General features: G+C 76.4%; 14 protein-coding genes and 5 tRNA genes. 11 read left to right on the top strand and 8 right to left on the bottom strand.

Annotated features, from left to right (window positions below):
* Positions 1-61: 61 nt before the first annotated feature.
* From cobT to GQS52_RS23215, 3 genes are all read left to right on the top strand, one after another.
* Positions 62-4348, top strand: a complete 4287-nt coding sequence (gene cobT, locus GQS52_RS23205; RefSeq protein ID WP_182315271.1) for a nicotinate-nucleotide--dimethylbenzimidazole phosphoribosyltransferase — start codon at positions 62-64, stop codon at positions 4346-4348.
* Between the two features lie 334 nt (positions 4349-4682).
* Positions 4683-5918, top strand: a complete 1236-nt coding sequence (gene cobA, locus GQS52_RS23210; protein WP_182315272.1) for a uroporphyrinogen-III C-methyltransferase — start codon at positions 4683-4685, stop codon at positions 5916-5918.
* 115 nt (positions 5919-6033) lie between these two features.
* Complete coding sequence (locus GQS52_RS23215; protein ID WP_182315273.1) at positions 6034-6879, top strand: RNA methyltransferase; 846 nt, start codon at positions 6034-6036, stop codon at positions 6877-6879.
* A 40-nt stretch (positions 6880-6919) separates the two neighbouring features.
* On the opposite strand, the gene GQS52_RS23220 is transcribed toward GQS52_RS23215, so the two are convergent.
* On the bottom strand, positions 6920-7393 hold the full coding sequence (locus GQS52_RS23220) for an Rrf2 family transcriptional regulator (protein ID WP_182315274.1): 474 nt from the start codon (positions 7391-7393) through the stop codon (positions 6920-6922).
* Between the two features lie 91 nt (positions 7394-7484).
* On the opposite strand from GQS52_RS23220, the gene GQS52_RS23225 reads away from it, so the two are divergent.
* Positions 7485-8237: an NAD(P)H-binding protein gene (locus GQS52_RS23225; protein ID WP_182315275.1), complete on the top strand. Its 753-nt coding sequence runs from the start codon at positions 7485-7487 to the stop codon at positions 8235-8237.
* A gap of 91 nt (positions 8238-8328) precedes the next feature.
* On the opposite strand, the gene GQS52_RS23230 is transcribed toward GQS52_RS23225, so the two are convergent.
* Positions 8329-8520: a DUF1059 domain-containing protein gene (locus GQS52_RS23230; protein WP_182315276.1), complete on the bottom strand. Its 192-nt coding sequence runs from the start codon at positions 8518-8520 to the stop codon at positions 8329-8331.
* 83 nt (positions 8521-8603) lie between these two features.
* The gene (locus GQS52_RS23235) at positions 8604-9917 is read right to left on the bottom strand and encodes a serine/threonine-protein kinase (protein ID WP_182315277.1); all 1314 of its coding nucleotides are present in this window, start codon (positions 9915-9917) and stop codon (positions 8604-8606) included.
* 202 nt (positions 9918-10119) lie between these two features.
* Here GQS52_RS23235 and GQS52_RS23240 point away from each other — a divergent pair, with 202 nt between their 5' ends.
* The 5 genes from GQS52_RS23240 to GQS52_RS23260 all read left to right on the top strand — a co-directional run bounded on the left by GQS52_RS23240 (position 10120) and on the right by GQS52_RS23260 (position 14311).
* Positions 10120-10401 carry a hypothetical protein gene (locus GQS52_RS23240; RefSeq protein WP_182315278.1) on the top strand — a complete coding sequence of 94 codons (282 nt, stop codon included), beginning with the start codon at positions 10120-10122 and terminating at the stop codon, positions 10399-10401.
* A gap of 82 nt (positions 10402-10483) precedes the next feature.
* Positions 10484-12325: a penicillin-binding transpeptidase domain-containing protein gene (locus GQS52_RS23245; protein WP_182315279.1), complete on the top strand. Its 1842-nt coding sequence runs from the start codon at positions 10484-10486 to the stop codon at positions 12323-12325.
* A 285-nt stretch (positions 12326-12610) separates the two neighbouring features.
* Positions 12611-12814 (top strand): hypothetical protein, encoded by a 204-nt coding sequence (locus GQS52_RS23250; RefSeq protein ID WP_182315280.1) that lies wholly within the window; start codon positions 12611-12613, stop codon positions 12812-12814.
* Positions 12815-12988: 174 nt separating this feature from the next.
* The gene (locus GQS52_RS23255; RefSeq protein ID WP_259371185.1) at positions 12989-13990 is read left to right on the top strand and encodes an aminoglycoside phosphotransferase family protein; all 1002 of its coding nucleotides are present in this window, start codon (positions 12989-12991) and stop codon (positions 13988-13990) included.
* Between the two features lie 39 nt (positions 13991-14029).
* Positions 14030-14311 carry a zf-TFIIB domain-containing protein gene (locus tag GQS52_RS23260; protein ID WP_182316671.1) on the top strand — a complete coding sequence of 94 codons (282 nt, stop codon included), beginning with the start codon at positions 14030-14032 and terminating at the stop codon, positions 14309-14311.
* A gap of 126 nt (positions 14312-14437) precedes the next feature.
* Here GQS52_RS23260 and GQS52_RS23265 read toward each other — a convergent pair.
* From GQS52_RS23265 to GQS52_RS23285, 5 genes are all read right to left on the bottom strand, one after another.
* A tRNA-Val gene (locus GQS52_RS23265) sits at positions 14438-14512 on the bottom strand.
* 28 nt (positions 14513-14540) lie between these two features.
* Positions 14541-14612 (bottom strand) — tRNA-Val (locus GQS52_RS23270).
* A 4-nt stretch (positions 14613-14616) separates the two neighbouring features.
* Positions 14617-14688, bottom strand: a tRNA-Val gene (locus GQS52_RS23275).
* A 25-nt stretch (positions 14689-14713) separates the two neighbouring features.
* Positions 14714-14784, bottom strand: a tRNA-Cys gene (locus GQS52_RS23280).
* Between the two features lie 24 nt (positions 14785-14808).
* Positions 14809-14881, bottom strand: a tRNA-Gly gene (locus GQS52_RS23285).
* A gap of 145 nt (positions 14882-15026) precedes the next feature.
* On the opposite strand from GQS52_RS23285, the gene GQS52_RS23290 reads away from it, so the two are divergent.
* Positions 15027-16088, top strand: a complete 1062-nt coding sequence (locus GQS52_RS23290; RefSeq protein ID WP_182315281.1) for a chorismate-binding protein — start codon at positions 15027-15029, stop codon at positions 16086-16088.
* Positions 16085-16906, top strand: a complete 822-nt coding sequence (locus GQS52_RS23295) for an aminodeoxychorismate lyase (RefSeq protein WP_182315282.1) — start codon at positions 16085-16087, stop codon at positions 16904-16906. Before GQS52_RS23290 ends, GQS52_RS23295 begins: the two co-directional genes overlap by 4 nt.
* Positions 16907-16942: the final 36 nt, after the last annotated feature.

Genomic DNA, 16942 nt, shown 5'->3' on the forward strand with positions numbered 1-16942 from the left:
GGCGGCGCGTGCGCCGCGGCCGCCCCGTCGGAGGTGCGAGACGGATGGGCGAGGGGCACGCATGACTGACACCGGTCAGTTCCCGGTAGAGGGGCAGCCGGAGGGCGCAGGCGGAGAGCCGGTTCCGCAGCATGGCGGGCTTCCCGCCGCCGAGGCGGAGCCGATGGGCCCCGGATGGGCGCCCGACCCGGCGATCCCCCCGGCAGCCCCCGCCTACACCTTCCTCGACCAGCCGGACGAGGAGGACGACCTCCTCCTGATGCCCGGCCCGCAGGGATCGTGGGGCGACCCCCAGGCGGCCCCGCCCGCGCCGGGGCAGGCGGGCGGCCCCGTGCACCCGCAGCACACGCCCTTCGAGGCGGACCCGCACGGCACCGGCGCCTACGCCGCCGGCCCCTACGACACCGGTGTCCACGACTCCGGTGTCCACGCCGCGGGACCGGCCGGCTTCGGGACCGTTCCGATGCAGCAGCCGTTCCCCGGGGCCGTCCCGCCCCCCGTGCAGCTGCCGGAGCAGCCGGCGCCCTACGGCGACCCGCTGAACGACCCCCTGCCCCCGCACGCCTTCGAGCAGGGCCAGGCACCGGGAGCACCGGCGCAGCAGGCGCCGGCGCACGGGCTGCCGCCCGAGATCCCGGCGCCGGACTTCCAGAACCCGGACTTCCAGAACCACGGCTTCCAGACGGCCCCGGCCCCGGTGCCGCAGCCCTGGACCGCGCAGGCACGCCACCCCCAGCAGACGGCCCAGCCCGCGCCGCGCCGTCCGCTCCACATGGGCCCGCCCATCCCCGAGCAGAACACCGGGGGCGTCGCCGTCCGCTCGCTGGCCGACCGCGGGCCCGCGGTCCCCGCCCCCACCAGGCAGCCCGCGCCCGCGGCCGAGCAGCCCGGGATCCCGGCGCAGCAGTCCGCCGAGCCGCAGCAGTCCGCCGAGCCGCAGCCGGTCCAGCAGCCCGCGGAGGCGACAGGCCCCGTGGAGGCAGCCGTGCAGTCGGAAGCCCCCGCCGTGGAGCAGCCCGCCGTGGAGCCGCAGCCGGTTCCCGAAGCACCCGCAGCACCCGCAGCTCCCGCCTCTGCTCCGGAACCGCAGCAGGTGGTCCCGGCCGAGCAGCAGGCGGCCCCGGCCCCCGAGGCGGCCGAGGCCGTCGAGGCGGGCACGGCCGTTCCGGCGGCGGACGACGCCGCCACGCCTGCCGCGCCGCCGGCCGAGCCAGGCGCACTGCCCGTCGAGCAGCCCGTGGCCGAGCAGCCCGTCGAACAGCAGGCGCAGCCGCAGGCCCCGCAGCAGGAGCCCCCGACCGCCGAGGCGGCGCAGGCCGAGGCCGTGGCGCAGGAAGTCCCGCAGCCGGACGGCACGCCCGAAGCCGCCGGACTGCCCACCGAGCAGCCCGTGGCCGAGCAGCCCGCGGCCGAGGTCGAGCCCGCAGCTGTGGCCGAACCCGCGGCCGAGGTCGAGCAGCCTGCGGCCGAGGCCCGGGCCTCGGTGCCGGACAACGCCCCGGCCGGGCAGCCGGAGGACGGTGCCGCGCCGCAGCAGGCCGTCGAACCGCAGCCGCCGCAGACCGCCCAGGAGGCACAGCCGGTCCAGGCCGGTGCGGAGGGGCAGACCGCTCCGCAGGCCGGAGAGGCCGCGCCCGCCGTTGCCGGGGAGCCCGAGGCCGCCGCTGGGGCCGGGCAGACCGCCGGAACCCCGGTGCCGCAGGAAGGTGCCGTCGAGGGCGAGGCGCAGGGCGACGCAGGCCCGGTGCCCGTCGCCGCTGCGGACGACGCCGCGGCAGTGGCGCCGTCCGACGCAGCAGCAGAGCAGGCGGAGCCGGTCGCGGCCCAGAGCCCGGAGACCCCGCAGGCCCCGCAGCCCGTGCAGGCCCCGGAAGCCGCCGTCCCCGCGACCGAGGACGCTGCCGCTGCCGCCGATTCGCCGGCGGAGGAGGGGACGCCTACCGAGGCCGGGGACGAGGCCGGCGACCCGGAAACGGCTCCTGCCGAGCAGCCCGCGGAGGCTGCCGGGGCGGACACCGCGCCGGCAGCCGACGGGCAGCCCGTGCAGGAAGCTCCGCCCGGTGCCGCCGCACAGCCGGAAGCCGCGCAGCCGGAGGCCGTGGAGCAGGGCACCCCGCAGCCGGAGCCGCAGCCCGCCGAGGAGACTCCCGCAGCACAGGAGCCCTCCGCGGCGGAGCCCGCACAGCAGCCGGAGTCCCCGGAGGCGCCCGCAGCCGTGGTGCGGCCCGGGACCGGGCGTCGCCGCCGGGCACCGCGCTCGCGCACCTCCGCCTTCCTCGAGGAGCCCGCGGCCCAGGCCGTGGCACCCGCCCCGGAAGCCATACAGCCTCAGGCCGAGGCAGCGCCCGAGCCGGTCGCCGAGCACCGGGCTGTCGCCGAACCGGCTGCCGCCTCCGAGCAGCAGGCCTCCGAACCGACCGCCGAGGAGCCGACCGTCGTCGAGCCTGTCGTCGAGGAGGCCGCGCCTGCCGAGCCGGTCGCCGAAGAGGAGCCGGCTGCAGGAGAGGAGCAGCCCGCCGCCGAGCAGTCGGCTGCCGAAGAGCCCGTCGCCGAGGAGCCGGCCGCCGAGGAGCCGGCCGCCGAGGAGTCGGCCGCCGAGGAGCAGTCGCCGACTGCCGCGGCGCCCGCGTACGACGAGCCCACCCGCGACGCCGTGCACCGTGTCATCCGCGAGCGCCGTGACATCCGCAACGGCTTCCGGAAGGACGCCATCCCGCACGAGGTGCTGATCCGCGTCCTCGAGGCCGCGCACACCGCGCCCAGTGTGGGCCACTCCCAGCCGTGGGACTTCGTCGTCATCCGGTCGGCGAAGACCCGCCGCAGGATGCACGAGCTGGCCGTGCGTCAGCGCGACGCCTACGCCAAGTCCCTCCCCAAGGCCCGGGCCAAGCAGTTCAAGGAAATCAAGATCGAGGCCATCCTCGAGACCCCGGTCAACATCGTCGTCACCGCGGATCCCACCCGCGGGGGCCGGCACACCCTGGGCCGCCACACCCAGCCCCAGATGGCGCCGTACTCCTCCGCGCTCGCGGTGGAGAACCTGTGGCTCGCGGCGCGGGCCGAGGGGCTGGGCGTCGGCTGGGTCAGCTTCTTCGACGAGCGGGAGATGGTCCGCGAACTGGGGCTGCCCGACCACCTCGAGGTGGTCGCGTACCTGTGCGTCGGCTACGTCGACGAGTTCCCGGACGAGCCCGAGCTGATGCAGGCCGGCTGGGCCAAGCGCCGCCCGCTGTCCTGGGCGGTCCACGAGGAGGAGTACGGGCGGCGGGCCCTGCCCGGCGAGGAGCCGCGCGACCTGCTCGACGAGACCCTGGGCCGGATCCGCCCCCTGGACGCCAAGGCGCTCGGCGAGGCGTGGGAGCGGCAGAAGCGGATGACCAAGCCGGCCGGTTCCCTCGGCATGCTGGAGATCATCTCCGCGCAGCTGAGCGGGCTGTCCCGCCACTGCCCGCCGCCGGTCCCGGAGCCCGCCGCGGTGGCGATCTTCGCGGGCGACCACGGCGTGCACGCCCAGGGCGTGACCGCCTGGCCGCAGGAGGTCACCGGACAGATGGTGGCCAACTTCTTGGCCGGCGGCGCGGTGTGCAACGCGTTCGCCAACCAGGTCGGGGCCGAGGTCTGCGTCGTGGACGTGGGCGTGGCGGTCGAACTGCCCGCCACGGCGGGGCTCCTGCCCCGCAAGGTGCGTCCGGGCACCGACGACTTCACGGTCGGCCCCGCGATGTCCCGCGAGGAGGTCCTGCAGGCGATCGAGGTCGGCATCGAGACCGCCCGGGACCTGGTGGCGGCGGGCAACAAGGCGCTGCTCACCGGGGAGATGGGGGTGGCCAACACCACCGCCTCGGCCGCCCTGATCTCGGTCTACACCGGGGTCGACCCGGCCGAGGTCACCGGTCGCGGCACCGGCATCACCGACGACATGCACGCCCACAAGGTGGACGTGGTGCGCCGGGCGCTGGAGCTGCACCGGCCCGACCCGGAGGACCCGATCGGCGTCCTGGCCGCGGTCGGCGGCCTGGAGCACGCCGCCATGGTGGGGCTGATGCTCGGCGGCGCCTCGCTGCGCACGCCGATCGTCCTCGACGGGGTGAGCACCGGCGCCGCGGCGCTGGTCGCCCGGGCGATTGCCCCCGAGGTGCTCGCGGCCTGCATCGCCGGGCACCGGAGCGCGGAGCCCGGGCACGTGGCGGCGCTCAACAAGCTCGGACTGCGCCCGCTGATCGACCTCGACCTGCGGCTCGGCGAGGGCACCGGCGCCCTGCTGGCCCTGCCGCTGGTGCAGAGCGCGGCCCGCGCGATGCACGAGGTCGCCACCTTCGACTCGGCAGGGGTCACCGAGAAGGAGTGACCGCCGGACGCGGGGCGACGGACCCGGGCCCTGCCCCGGACCCGTCGCCCCGCACCCGGACCCGGACCCGTCGCCCCGCACCCGGCCCCGGTCCCGCACCCGGTCCCGGGACCACCCCGGCCCCCGCCCCGTCCCGGCAACAGGACGGGGCGGGGGCGAGGACGTACCCCGGCGGACCGCCCGCCGGAGGCCGCTCCGAGGACGCAGCGGCCTTCCCCCGCCTCCCCGCAGGGCGCCCCGCACCCGGGCCCTCCGGCCCCGCCCGCCCGGCCCCGCCCCTCTGCCCGTCCCGCCCGCCCCGTCCCGCCCGCCCCGTTCGAGGAGCCGCACCGCCATGAACCCCTCCGCCGCAGCAGACCGGACCGCCTATCCCGTGGGCCTGCGCCTGGCAGGGCGCCGGGTCGTGGTCCTGGGCGCCGGCCAGGTCGCCCAGCGACGGCTGCCCGGCCTGATCGCCGCCGGCGCCGACATCGTCCTGGTCTCGCCGTCGGCCACACCCTCGGTGGAGGCCATGGCCGAGGCCGGGGAGCTGCGGTGGGAGCGCCGCCCCTACCGGCCCGGCGACCTCGACGGCGCCTGGTACGCGCTGATAGCGACCGACGACGCCGAGGCCAACGAGGCGGCCTCCGCGGAGGCGGAGCAGCGGCGCGTGTGGTGCGTGCGCAGCGACGACGCGCAGGCCGCCACCGCCTGGACCCCGGCGACCGGCCGCAGCGAGGGCGTCACCGTCGCGGTGCTGACCGGAGGGGACCCGCGGCGCAGTGCGGCCGTGCGGGACGCGGTCGTCGAGGGCCTGCGGAACGGCACCCTGGCCGCCCCCCGGCACCGCGACCGCGCCCCGGGCGTGGCCCTGGTGGGCGGCGGGCCCGGCGACCCGGACCTGATCACCGTGCGCGGCCGCCGGCTGCTGGCGGAGGCGGACGTGGTGATCGCCGACCGCCTCGGCCCGCGCGACCTGCTCGACGAACTGCCCCCGCACGTCGAGGTGATCGACGCGGCCAAGATCCCCTACGGCCGGTACATGGCGCAGGAGGCGATCAACGCCGCCCTGATCGAGCACGCCCGGGCCGGCAAGGCCGTGGTGCGGCTCAAGGGCGGCGACCCCTTCGTCTTCGGGCGCGGCATGGAGGAGGTCGAGGCCCTGGCCGGGGCGGGCATCCCGTGCACGGTGGTGCCGGGCATCTCCAGCTCGATCAGCGTCCCCGGCGCGGCCGGGATCCCGGTGACCCACCGCGGGGTGGCGCACGAGTTCACCGTGGTGAGCGGGCACGTCGCCCCCGGGGACCCGCGCTCCCTGGTCGACTGGCCCGCCCTGGCCCGGCTGCGCGGCACACTGGTCCTGCTGATGGCGGTGGAGCGGATCGGGGCGATCGCGGACGTCCTGGTCGAGAACGGCCGCGACCCCCGAACGCCGGTCGCCGTCGTGCAGGAGGGCACCACGGCGGCCCAGCGCCGGGTGGACGCCACCTTGGCCACGGCCGCCGAGGTGGTCGCCGCCGAGGGGATCCGCCCGCCCGCGGTGATCGTCGTCGGCGACGTGGTCGCCGTCGGGCCCGCCCGGGACCGGTGACCGCCGGGGCCCCGTACCACCGGGCCCCCGCCCCGCCGGGGCCGCCGGAGTCCCCGGTCCCGCCGGAGTCCCCGCTCCCGCACCGCACCGCACGTCACCGGAAGGTGGAACCCCCGTGGCCGTACCCGTCACCGTCGAGGACGCCGACGACCCGCGCCTGCACGACTACGTGTCGCTGACCGACGTGGAGCTGCGCCGGCGCCGCGAGCCCGCCGAGGGCCTGTTCGTCGCCGAGGGCGAGAAGGTGATCCGCCGGGCCCTGCAGGCCGGGTACGGGATGCGTTCGATGCTGCTGACGCCGAAGTGGACGCAGGTCATGCGGGACGTGATCGAGGACTCCCCGGCGCCGGTGTACACGGTCTCCCCCGAGCTCGCCGAGCGGGTCACCGGCTACCACGTGCACCGCGGCGCGCTGGCGTCGATGCGGCGCATGCCGCTGCCCGACCCGGCGCGGCTGCTCGCCTTCCCGGCGGGGGAGGACGGCCCGTCCGGCCCGGCGCGACGGGTCGCCGTCCTCGAGGACATCGTGGACCACGCCAACATCGGGGCGGCCTTCCGGAGCGCGGCGGCCCTGGGCGTCGACGCGGTGCTCGTCACCCCGCGGTGCGCGGACCCGCTCTACCGGCGCGCGGTCAAGGTCTCGATGGGCACCGTCTTCCAGGTCCCCTGGACCCGGCTGCCGTCCTGGCCGGAGGGGATGGGCATGCTGCGCGAGGCCGGGTACCTCACGGCCGCGCTGTCCCTGGGGGAGGACTCGGTCGACCTGGACGAGCTCGCCGCCCGCCGCCCCCGCCGGCTCGCGCTCGTCCTCGGGACCGAGGGCGACGGCCTCAGGCCGTCCACCGTCGCGGCGGCCGACGTGTCCGTGCGGATCCCGATGGCCGCGGGGGTGGACTCCCTCAACGTCGCCGCGGCCGCCGCCGTGGCCTTCTACGCGACGAGGCCCGCCGCCCCCCGCTGACGTCCTCCGGGGGCCTTCGGCGCCGGTCCGGGCGCCCGGGCTACGCGGTTCCCGTCAGGCGCAGCCGGGTGCGGGACGGCGCCGAAGGGGGCAGGGCGGCGAGGATGTCGGCGAGCGAGCTCCCGGCGAGGCTGTGCCGCCAGGCTTCGTGGGCGTCGGCCATCTTCCGGGCGAGGACGCAGGTGTTCCGGCAGTCCTCCGGGGGCAGTGCCCCCCGCCCGCGTCGGCGGATTTCCCGGCACTCGTACGGCGAGGACGTTCCGCCGACCGCCTCGACTATCTGCAGGAGCGTGATCTCGGACGGCTGCCGCGCGAGCCGGAAGCCGCCCCGGGGGCCCGTCGTCGCGGACAGCACGCCGGCTTTGACGAGCGTCTGCAGCTGCTTGGCGAGAGAGGCCGCCGGCAGGTCGTAGTACTGCGCGAGCTGGGCCGCCGAGGCGGTGGTTCCCGGCTCGAGCTGTGCCAGCGTCGTGGCGCAGTGCAGCAGCCATTCAGTGCTCACGGGCAGCTTCATGCATCCGATTCTATCCAAGTGATTGCGGACCTTTTTAATCCGGGATAGCGTTCGGGGGCCGAGGAGAAGAGGAGAGACCACCGTGCGGATCATGCGGATCGCCGTTGCCGGCGCCACCGGGAACATCGGAGCACTCACCGTCGCTGCCCTCGAACGGGCCGGGCACGAGGTCGTGCGCATCAGCCGCTCGCTGGGTGTGGACCTGGTGACCGGCGACGGCCTCGACGACGCCCTGGCCGGCGTCGATGCAGTGGTCGACGCCACCAACTGCACGGCCACCGACCCGGCGGAGGCGGTGGCGTACTTCGGCGCCGCCACGCGGAACCTGCTCGCCGCCGAGGAGCGGGCCGGCGTCCGCCACCACGTGCTGCTCTCGATCGCCGGGATCCATCGTCTCGAGGGCAACGCGCACTACGCCGGCAAGCGGGAGCAGGAGCGCCTCGTGGCCGCGGGCCCGGTGCCGTGGACGATCGTCCCGGCCGCGCAGTTCCACGACTTCGCCGCGACGGTGGCGGGCTGGACCGAGCGGGACGGCGTCGCCGAGGTCCCGCCGCTGCTGGTGCAGCCGGTCGCGCCCGCGGACGTGGCCGACGTCCTCGCCGGGATCGCGACGGGCGGGCCGCAGGGACACCATCCCGACGTCGTCGGCCCCGAACCGCAGGACCTGGTGGACATGGCCCGGCGCACCCACGAGGCGCGCGGCCGCACGGTGAAGCTCGTGCCGACCTGGTCGGCGCTGTTCGGCCCGGAGGCCGCCGGCAACGTGCTGCTGCCCGGCGAGGGCGCCCACATCGCGCCGACCACCTTCGACGAGTGGCTCGCGGAACAGCGGCAGGGCCGCTGAGCACGGCCCGGGCACCGTCGGGGGCCGCGGCGTCGGGCGCCGCCGCGGCCACGCGGGAGGGCGGGCGGACGGCGGCGCGGCGGGCAGTGGCTCAGGCGGGGACCCGCTCGTCCTCGAGGAACGCGCGGATCTGCTCCCTCAGTTCGGGGCTGTCGGTGTGCTCGTGCACGGAGACCGCATGTTCGACGGCCGCCCTCACGACCTCTTCCTCCTCACCGCTGATGGTGAGGGTGCAGCCGGAGACACTGGGGGACTTGCGGCAGTCGGCCACCTTCCTGGTCATCGCAACCTCCTCGGTCGGGACGTCCCCCCGCTGTCCAGGCTGGACCCGTGCCCGCCCGGAGGCAAGGCCGGAGGCGAGGGGCGTCAGCCGCCGGTCCGGCCCCCGTCGGTCTGCGCGGTGCCCGCCGCCGGGGGGTGCGCCGGGGCGCCCGGTCCCGGCCCCATCGACCTGTTCCCGCCCTGGCAGCCCTGTACCGCGGTGATGGCCAGCGCGGACAGCAGGGTGACCGTGACGAAGACGACGATCCGCTGCCGCAGCAGCCTGCGGTCCGGCCCGGGTCTGCGGGGGGCCGGGGTGCGGCTCCCGGTGCCGGCGGGCGTCCGGGGCGCGGACCGGGCGGGGGTGCGGGCCGGAGTGCGTGCGGGGGTGCGGGCCGGGGTCCGCTGCGCGTTCCCCGCCGGCGTGCGGCCCCCGGTGTCCCGCTGCAGCCCGCGGCCCGCACCGGCCTGCCCGGTGCCGCGCCGCGCCGCTCCGGGCCCGGTGCCCTGACCGCCGGTGCGCCGCCCCCCGGTCCGGGCGTCCCCGCCCTGCGCGGGCCGGGGCGGACGCACCTGCCCGCGCACGGAGTCCAGGCCGCGGGCCTCGCGGGCGTGGATCTCGGAGAGCCGCTCGTGCAGCTGCGCGGTGCTCGGCCGGTCCTCGGGCTCCTTGGCCAGGCAGGCGTGCACCAGGGGGGCCAGGGAGTCCGGAACCTGCGACAGGTCGGGCTCCTCGTGCACCACGCGGTAGAGCATCACCTCGGAACTTCCCTGCCCGAAGGGGGAGTCGGCCGTCGCCGCGTACGCCAGCGTCGCCCCCAGTGCGAAGATGTCGGTTGCCGGGGTGACCGGCGCCCCGCGGACCTGCTCGGGCGCGAGGAAGCCGGGGGAGCCGACGGCGGTCCCGACGTGCGTGAGGGTGCTGGCGCCGGTCGCCCAGGCGATCCCGAAGTCGATGATCCGGGGCCCCTTGGGGGACAGCAGGATGTTCGACGGCTTGAGGTCGCGGTGCACCACGCCCGCCTCGTGCACCGACAGCAGTCCCTCGGCCAGGGCCGCCCCGATCGAGGCCACGTCGGCGGCCGGCAGCGGGCCCTCCTCGCCGACCTTGTCGTACAGGGAGGGGCCGGGGACGTACTGGGTGGCGAACCAGGGGCGCTCGGCCTCCAGGTCGGCCGCCACCAGCCGGGCCGTGCAACCGCCGCGGATCCGCGAGGCGGCGGAGACCTCGCGGGCGAACCGGGAGCGGAACTCGGGGTCCTCCGCCAGTTCCGGGCGGATCACCTTCAGCGCCACCCGCTGCCCGCGCTTGTCGGAGCCGAGGTAGACCACCCCCATGCCGCCGGCCCCGATCCGGCGGTGCAACCGGAAGGAGCCGACGACACGCGGGTCCTCGCGCCGGAGCCGCATCATCGCCATGTCCATCCCCGCTGCCCGAACCGTGTGGTGTGGCACAGCTTACGGAAGCCCGCGTCCGCCGTGCCGGTACGCAACGCACGCGCGGCCCGGGCCGCTGTCAGTGCCGCGTGGGACCCTGGAGGATGTGCGGGAGTCTGCCCCGGCAGCGTCCGCGCACACCCCGGAAAGGTCAACTTCCCGTCGAACAAAGGAGTCTGACGGTATGAAAGGCGACCGCACGGAAATAGTCGTGGACGCGGGGGACACCACCCGCACCTACGAGGTCGTGGCGACCAGGGCCGGCCGGAGGGTCGAGTCGGCGGTGCGCCGGGGCGTGGTGGAAGTGAGTGAAGTCACCCGCAGCGGCTCGGTCGTGCGCACCGCGCGCTTCATGGCCAGCCGGGTGCTGGCACTGGTGGAGTACCCGGTTCCGCGGGAAGAGGGAGAGGAACGGGACGCCGGCGAGCCGTCCGCCGGATCCGACCGGGCCCGCCGTATACGGTGACCGCACCGAACCGCCGACCGCACCGACCGCACCGACACCGGGAGAAGAGGGCGCCGTGCGACACCACGGGATTCCGGCCGCCGTGACCGCCGCCGCACTCGTCGCGGCGCTCACGACCGGGTGCGGCGCACAGGAGGACGGCCCCGACGCGGTGGTGCGGGGCTTCCTGGACGCCTGGGCCGCGGGGGACGAGGCGGCCGCCGCCGGGTTCACCGACGAGCCCGTGCAGGCCCGCGCCCAACTCGCCCGCCTGGAGCGCGAGCTGGACATCACCTCCGCCCGTTTCGACCCGCAGGAGCCGCAGGGGGACGAGGACGGCCCGACCGCCCTCGTCCCCTTCCGGGCCTCCCTGGGCCTGCGGGGCGCGGGCACCTGGACGTACGGCTCCTCGGCCCGGGTGCACAAGGGCGAGGACGGCTGGAGGATCCGCTTCGAGCGCACGCTCCTCCACCCCGGGCTCGGCCCGCGCGACCACCTGGTCCGCAAGCGGCTGACGCCCCCCAGGGCCGGAGTCCTCGCCGCGGACGGCAGCGACCTGGCCCCCCGGTCCACGGTGTGGGCGGTCAGCATCTGGCCGGCGAAGCTCACCGACCCGGACCGGGCCTACGCCGCGCTCGGCGACCCCGCGCTCGGCGCCGACATCGACACCGGCGCGCTGCGCAAGAGGGTCGAGGCGGCCGACCCCGACCGGTCCGTCCCCGTGGTCACCCTGCGGGACGCGGTCTACCGCTCCGTCCGCGACACCCTCACCGCCGTTCCCGGCCTGCAGTTCCGCGACTCCACGAGGCCGCTGGCCGCCGCGGCGCGCCCGCTGGTCGGGTTGGTGCAGCCGGCCACCGCCGAGACGCTGGAGAACGCCGGGCGGCACGCCGCGCCCACCGACGAGGTCGGCGCGACCGGCCTGCAGCACCGCTACCAGAAGCAGCTCGCCGGAACCCCTGGCGCCGCCGTCGTCGTGGTGGACGAGGCCACAAAGGAGGCCGGCAGGACCGTGTACGAGCACCGCCCCCGGGCCGGCGCGGCGGTGCGCACCACGCTCGACCCCGAGGTGCAGAAGGCCGCCGAGGCGGCCCTGTCCGGTTTCGACGGCAACGCGTCCCTGGTCGCGCTGCGCAGCGCCACCGGCGAGGTCCTGGCGGTGGCCGACACCCCGGCCGACGGCGGGAACCGCGCCCTGACCGGCCGCTACGCCCCCGGCTCCACCTTCAAGGCGGTCACCGCAGCGGCCCTGCTGGACGCCGGGGTCTCCCCGGACACCGACGCGCCCTGCCCCCGCACCGTCACCGTCAACGGCCAGAGGTTCGAGAACCAGGCCGAGTTCGAGCTGCCCACCGGCACGACCTTCCGCGAGGACTTCGCCCACTCCTGCAACACCGGCTTCATCGGCATGCGGGACCGGCTTCCGGCCGGGGCCCTGACCGCCGCGGCCGCGAAGTTCGGCATCGGGGGCCCGTGGCAGGTCGGCGCGGCCGGCTTCGACGGCAGCGTCCCCGAGCCGTCCGGACCCAACGACGAGGCCGCCGCCATGATCGGCCAGGGCCGGGTCGAGGCGAGCCCCCTGGTGATGGCCTCGGTGGCGGCCACCGTCGAGTCGGGCCGCTTCCACCAGCCGGTGCTCGTCCCCGCGGCCGTGAAGGAGAAGCACCGCGCGCCCGGGCCGGGCGCAACCGTCGCGAAGCGGCTGCGCGAGCTGATGCGGGCCGTGGTCACCGACGGCTCCGGCAGGGCGCTGAAGGACCTGCCCGGCGCACCCGCGGCCAAGACCGGCACCGCCGAGTACGGCGACGCGGACCCGCCGCGCACCCACGCCTGGATCATCGGCTTCCGCGACGGCGTGGCGTTCTCCGTCCTCCTGGAGGACGGCGGGTCCGGCGGCAAGGACGCGGGCCCGGTCGCCGCCCGCTTCCTGCGCGCACTCGACTGACAGCCCGACGGCCCCGGAAGGGGCCGCATCCCGGGACGGCCGTCCCGGACGGCCGCCTCGGGGAACACCCGGGGGACACCCCGGTACGCACCGACGCCCCTTCTCCACCCAGGGGAGTACGCCGGCCCGCCCGCCCTCATCCCCGGGGAGGCGCGGAAGCGGTACGCGGGCATGACGACCGCTCCCCGCCCGGCTCCTAGATTGGTCCCACGCGGCGGGAGGAACGCTCGTCCCCCGAGGCAGTCCGCCCGCCGCACCACGACGAAGGACTGATCGGAGCAGACGATGGGCGGCCGGACGACCGCGGCAGCAGCTCGGAGCACGGGACGGCCGGGGCTCCTCCCCGGCCCCCGGCCCGGCGGAACCCGCCACCCGCTGGTCGCCGTGGCCATGGCAATGCCCCTCGCGGTGCTGCTGACCGTCGCCTTCGGCGGCTGGGACGCCGTGGTCGTCCAGGCGTCCTCCGTGGCAGGGCTGCTGGGACGCTGACCGGCGGCCCCTCCTCGGCAACGCCCCCGGCAACGGCCCCGGCAACGGCCTGCGGCGGCCGGCCCCGGCGTCCGGGAACCGTGGGGACGGCACCCGGCCCCGTGCTTGACTGTGCCGGTGGACGGCACCGCCAATAGCAGCACCAGCACCAGCACCAGCAGCGTCGCCGAGCGCCTGAGCGCCTTCGCCCGGGCGGTGTCGGGGGAGCCCCGGTCGGCCCTGCTCGCCGAGCGTGACGACGGGATCGTCGTCGGCAGCGGGGACGTCGTCGCCAAGGCCCACGCCGCCGACAGTGACCGCTCCGCCCTGGAGGCACGGCTGGCGGTCGCCGCCCACCCGCTGCTCCACGGCGTCCTGCTGCCCCCGCTGCCGCCGCCGCGCACGCCGCAAGAACCCGGACCGGCCCCGGCCCCGGCCGTGGCGGTCCCGCCGCCCCGCGAGGGGCGGCCCCCGGCCGTCCCCGCCGCCCCGGCCGCCCTGCACGACGTCCTGGACGGGCGGCCGGTGACCGTGTGGCCCCGGGGCGTACCGGTCGACCGCGACGACCCCGGGGCCGCGCCGTGGGAGGAGGCGGCCCGCCTGCTGGCCCGCCTGCACCGCACCCCCGTCGACGCGCTGCCCGGACCCCTGCCGCCGATGCGCGGCCCGGACAAGGTGGCCCGGGCCCTGCACCGGATGCGCGCGGCCGTGCCACCGACGCCGGCCTCCCGGGCAGTGCTGGCGGCCCACGCCCTGCTGCCCGCCTGGGCCCGCGCACAGGCCGCGCCGCCCCCGGCGGAGTTCCTGTGCCACGGAGACCTGCACCTCGGACAGCTCGTCAGGCACCCCCGGCCCGGGGGCCGGTGGCTGCTCATCGACGTCGACGACCTGGGGACAGGGGACCCGGCCTGGGACCTGGCCCGCCCGGCCTCCTGGTACGCCACCGGTCTGCTTGCGCCCGAGGAGTGGGGGCGCTTCCTGCACGCCTACCGCCTCGCGGGCGGGCCTGCCGTCCCCGCGGACGGCGACCCGTGGCCGCGCCTGGACGCCCCGGCCCGCGCCCTGACGGTGCAGTCGGCGGCACTGGCGCTCGCCCGGGCCGCCGACCTCGGCCGGGACCCGGACGAGGTCGAGCAGTGCCTGGTGGACGCCTGCGCCCGGATGGGAACCGCCGCGGCCCCTCCCGATGTCCTCTAGGGTGACGCCAGCAGGCGACAGAAGGAGTTGAGCACAGCGATGCAGTGCCCCAAGTGCCATGCGCCGATGCACACCTACAACCGGAGCGGCGTGCAGATCGAGCAGTGCAACGGCTGCCGGGGGATCTTCCTCGACTACGGCGAGCTGGAGGCGCTGACCCGCCTCGAGTCGCAGTGGACGGGCCAGGCCCCGCCGCCGGCCCCGCAGGCGTACCCGGCCGGCCACGCCGCTCCGCCGCCGCCCGCCTGGGGCGCCCAGCACCACGGCCACCACGGTCACCACGGCCACCGCAGCTTCGGCCGGATGCTCTTCTCCTCCTGAACATCCCGGAACCGGCCCCCGCCCCGACCCGGACCCACCGTGTCGGGCCGGGCCCGGCACGGTCCCGGCCCCGGACACTGCGACAGCACGAGAAAGCCCCCGGCCGGATCGGCCGGGGGCTTTCGGTGGTGGACGATACTGGGATTGAACCAGTGACCTCTTCCGTGTCAGGGAAGCGCTCTCCCGCTGAGCTAATCGTCCGGGAAGGCAGGGCCCGTGAGGACCCGAGTGCGCGATACTGGGATTGAACCAGTGACCTCTTCCGTGTCAGGGAAGCGCTCTCCCGCTGAGCTAATCGCGCCGAGTGGACGATACTGGGATTGAACCAGTGACCTCTTCCGTGTCAGGGAAGCGCTCTCCCGCTGAGCTAATCGTCCGTGGAAGCCCCGAGGGACTTCGCAGAGGTGGAGACGGGATTTGAACCCGTGTAGACGGCTTTGCAGGCCGTTGCCTCGCCTCTCGGCCACTCCACCACCGGAGGCCGGGAGCCTCCTTCGAGCGGACGACGGGATTCGAACCCGCGACCCTCACCTTGGCAAGGTGATGCTCTACCAACTGAGCCACGTCCGCGTGTGTCACTCTCCGGGTCACTTCCGTGCCCCGGCGACGTGTTGAACTCTAGCGGATTCTCGGGCCAGCTCAAATTCCGTTTCCGCAGGGTGCCGGGCGGACGCCGCCCGAAGTGCCCGTCCGGCGCCGGTCCTACACTCACCACGTGTCCCACCTCGCCCCCCTCGCCCGCTTCGGCGGCCGCGTCGCCACCGACCTGCGGGACGTCACCGACGACCCCGCCGCACTGGAGTCCACCGGCTTCTGGGCGGTCGTCGCCGACTTCGAAGGACGCCTGGTCTGCGCCCGCTTCGGGGACGTGCGGCCGGCGCCCGTCCCCCCGCCCGGCCGCTGGCGCGGACCCGCCCCGCACGAGTGGATCTCCTCCCTGGACCGCGCCGCCTACACGGCCGGGGTCCGCCGCGTCCGCGAGCACATAGCGGCCGGCGAGGTCTACCAGGCCAACCTGTGCAGGGTGCTGTCCGCGCCCCTGCCGGACCCGGACGCGGCCGACGTCGACGCGCTCGCCGCCCACCTGGCCGCCGGCAACCCCGCGCCCCACGCGGGCACGGTCCGCCTGCCCGCGCACGGGGTGGAGATCGCCACCGCCTCGCCCGAGCTGTACCTGCGCCGCGCCGGCCGCACCGTCACCTCCGGCCCCATCAAGGGCACCGGCCGCACCGCGGCCGACCTGCTGGAGAAGGACCACGCCGAGAACGTGATGATCGTGGACCTGGTCCGCAACGACCTCGGCCGGGTCTGCGAGACCGGCTCGGTCACCGTCCCGGGACTGTGCACGGTCGAGCAGCACCCGGGACTGGTCCACCTGGTCTCCACCGTGCGCGGCCGGCTGCGCGAGGACGCCGGCTGGCCCGAACTGCTCGCCGCCACCTTCCCGCCCGGCTCGGTCACCGGAGCCCCCAAGGCCAGTGCCCTGCGCATCATCTCCGCCCTGGAGAACGGCCCGCGCGGGCCCTACTGCGGGGGCGTCGGCTGGGTGGACGCCGACCGCGGCACCGGCGAGATCGCGGTGGGCATCCGCACCTTCTGGGTCGACCGCGCCGCCCCCGGCGGCCCGCAGCTGCGCTTCGGCACCGGCGCCGGCATCACCTGGGGGTCGGACCCGCAGCGCGAGTGGGAGGAGACCGAGCTGAAGGCGTCCCGGCTGCTGCGGGTAGCGTCTGGGGCACACCAACCGACAGACCTGGCAGAAGGGACCCCTCGGTGAGGATCTGGATCGACGGCGGCCTGCGTGACGCCGGCAGCGCCACCGTCTCCGTGTTCGACCACGGGCTGACGGTCGGCGACGGAGTCTTCGAGACGGTCAAGGTCGTGGAGGGGGCCGCCTTCGCGCTCACCCGCCACCTCGACCGCCTGGCCCGCTCCGCGAGCGGCCTCGGCCTTCCCGAGCCCGACCTCGACGAGGTGCGCCGGGCCTGCGCCGCCGTCGTGGAGGACAACCCGCTGCCGCTGGGCAGGCTGCGCATCACCTGCACCGGCGGGGTCTCCCCGCTGGGTTCCGACCGGGGCGACGCCGCCCCCACCCTGGTCGTCGCACTCGGCGAGGCCGCCCCGCGCCCGGCCACCACCGCCGTGGTGACCGCCCCGTGGGCCCGCAACGAGAAGAGCGCGGTCACCGGCCTGAAGACCACCTCCTACGCGGAGAACGTGGTCGCCCTGGCCCACGCCCGCCGGGCGGGGGCGAGCGAGGCGCTGTTCGGCAACACCGCCGGGCGGCTGTGCGAGGGCACCGGCTCCAACGTCTTCGTCGTCCTGGACGGCCGGCTGCTCACCCCGCCGCTCGCCTCCGGGTGCCTGGCCGGCATCACCCGCGAACTGGTCCTGGAGTGGACCGGCGCCCAGGAGGCCGACCTGCCGCTGGAGGTGCTCCAGCAGGCCGAGGAGGTCTTCCTCACCTCCACCCTGCGCGACGTGCAGGCCGTCCGCCTCGTCGACGGCCGGGAACTGCCGGGCGCCCCCGGCCCGGTCACGGCCAAGGCGATGCGGGTCTTCGACGAGCGCAGCGGCGCCGACCTCGACCCGTGACGGACCGCGCCCGTCCGCCCGGCGGGACCGCGTGAC

The sequence above is a fragment of the Streptomyces sp. SCUT-3 genome (assembly GCF_014083985.1).
Classification (GTDB): Bacteria; Actinomycetota; Actinomycetes; order Streptomycetales; family Streptomycetaceae; genus Streptomyces_H; species Streptomyces_H thermolineatus.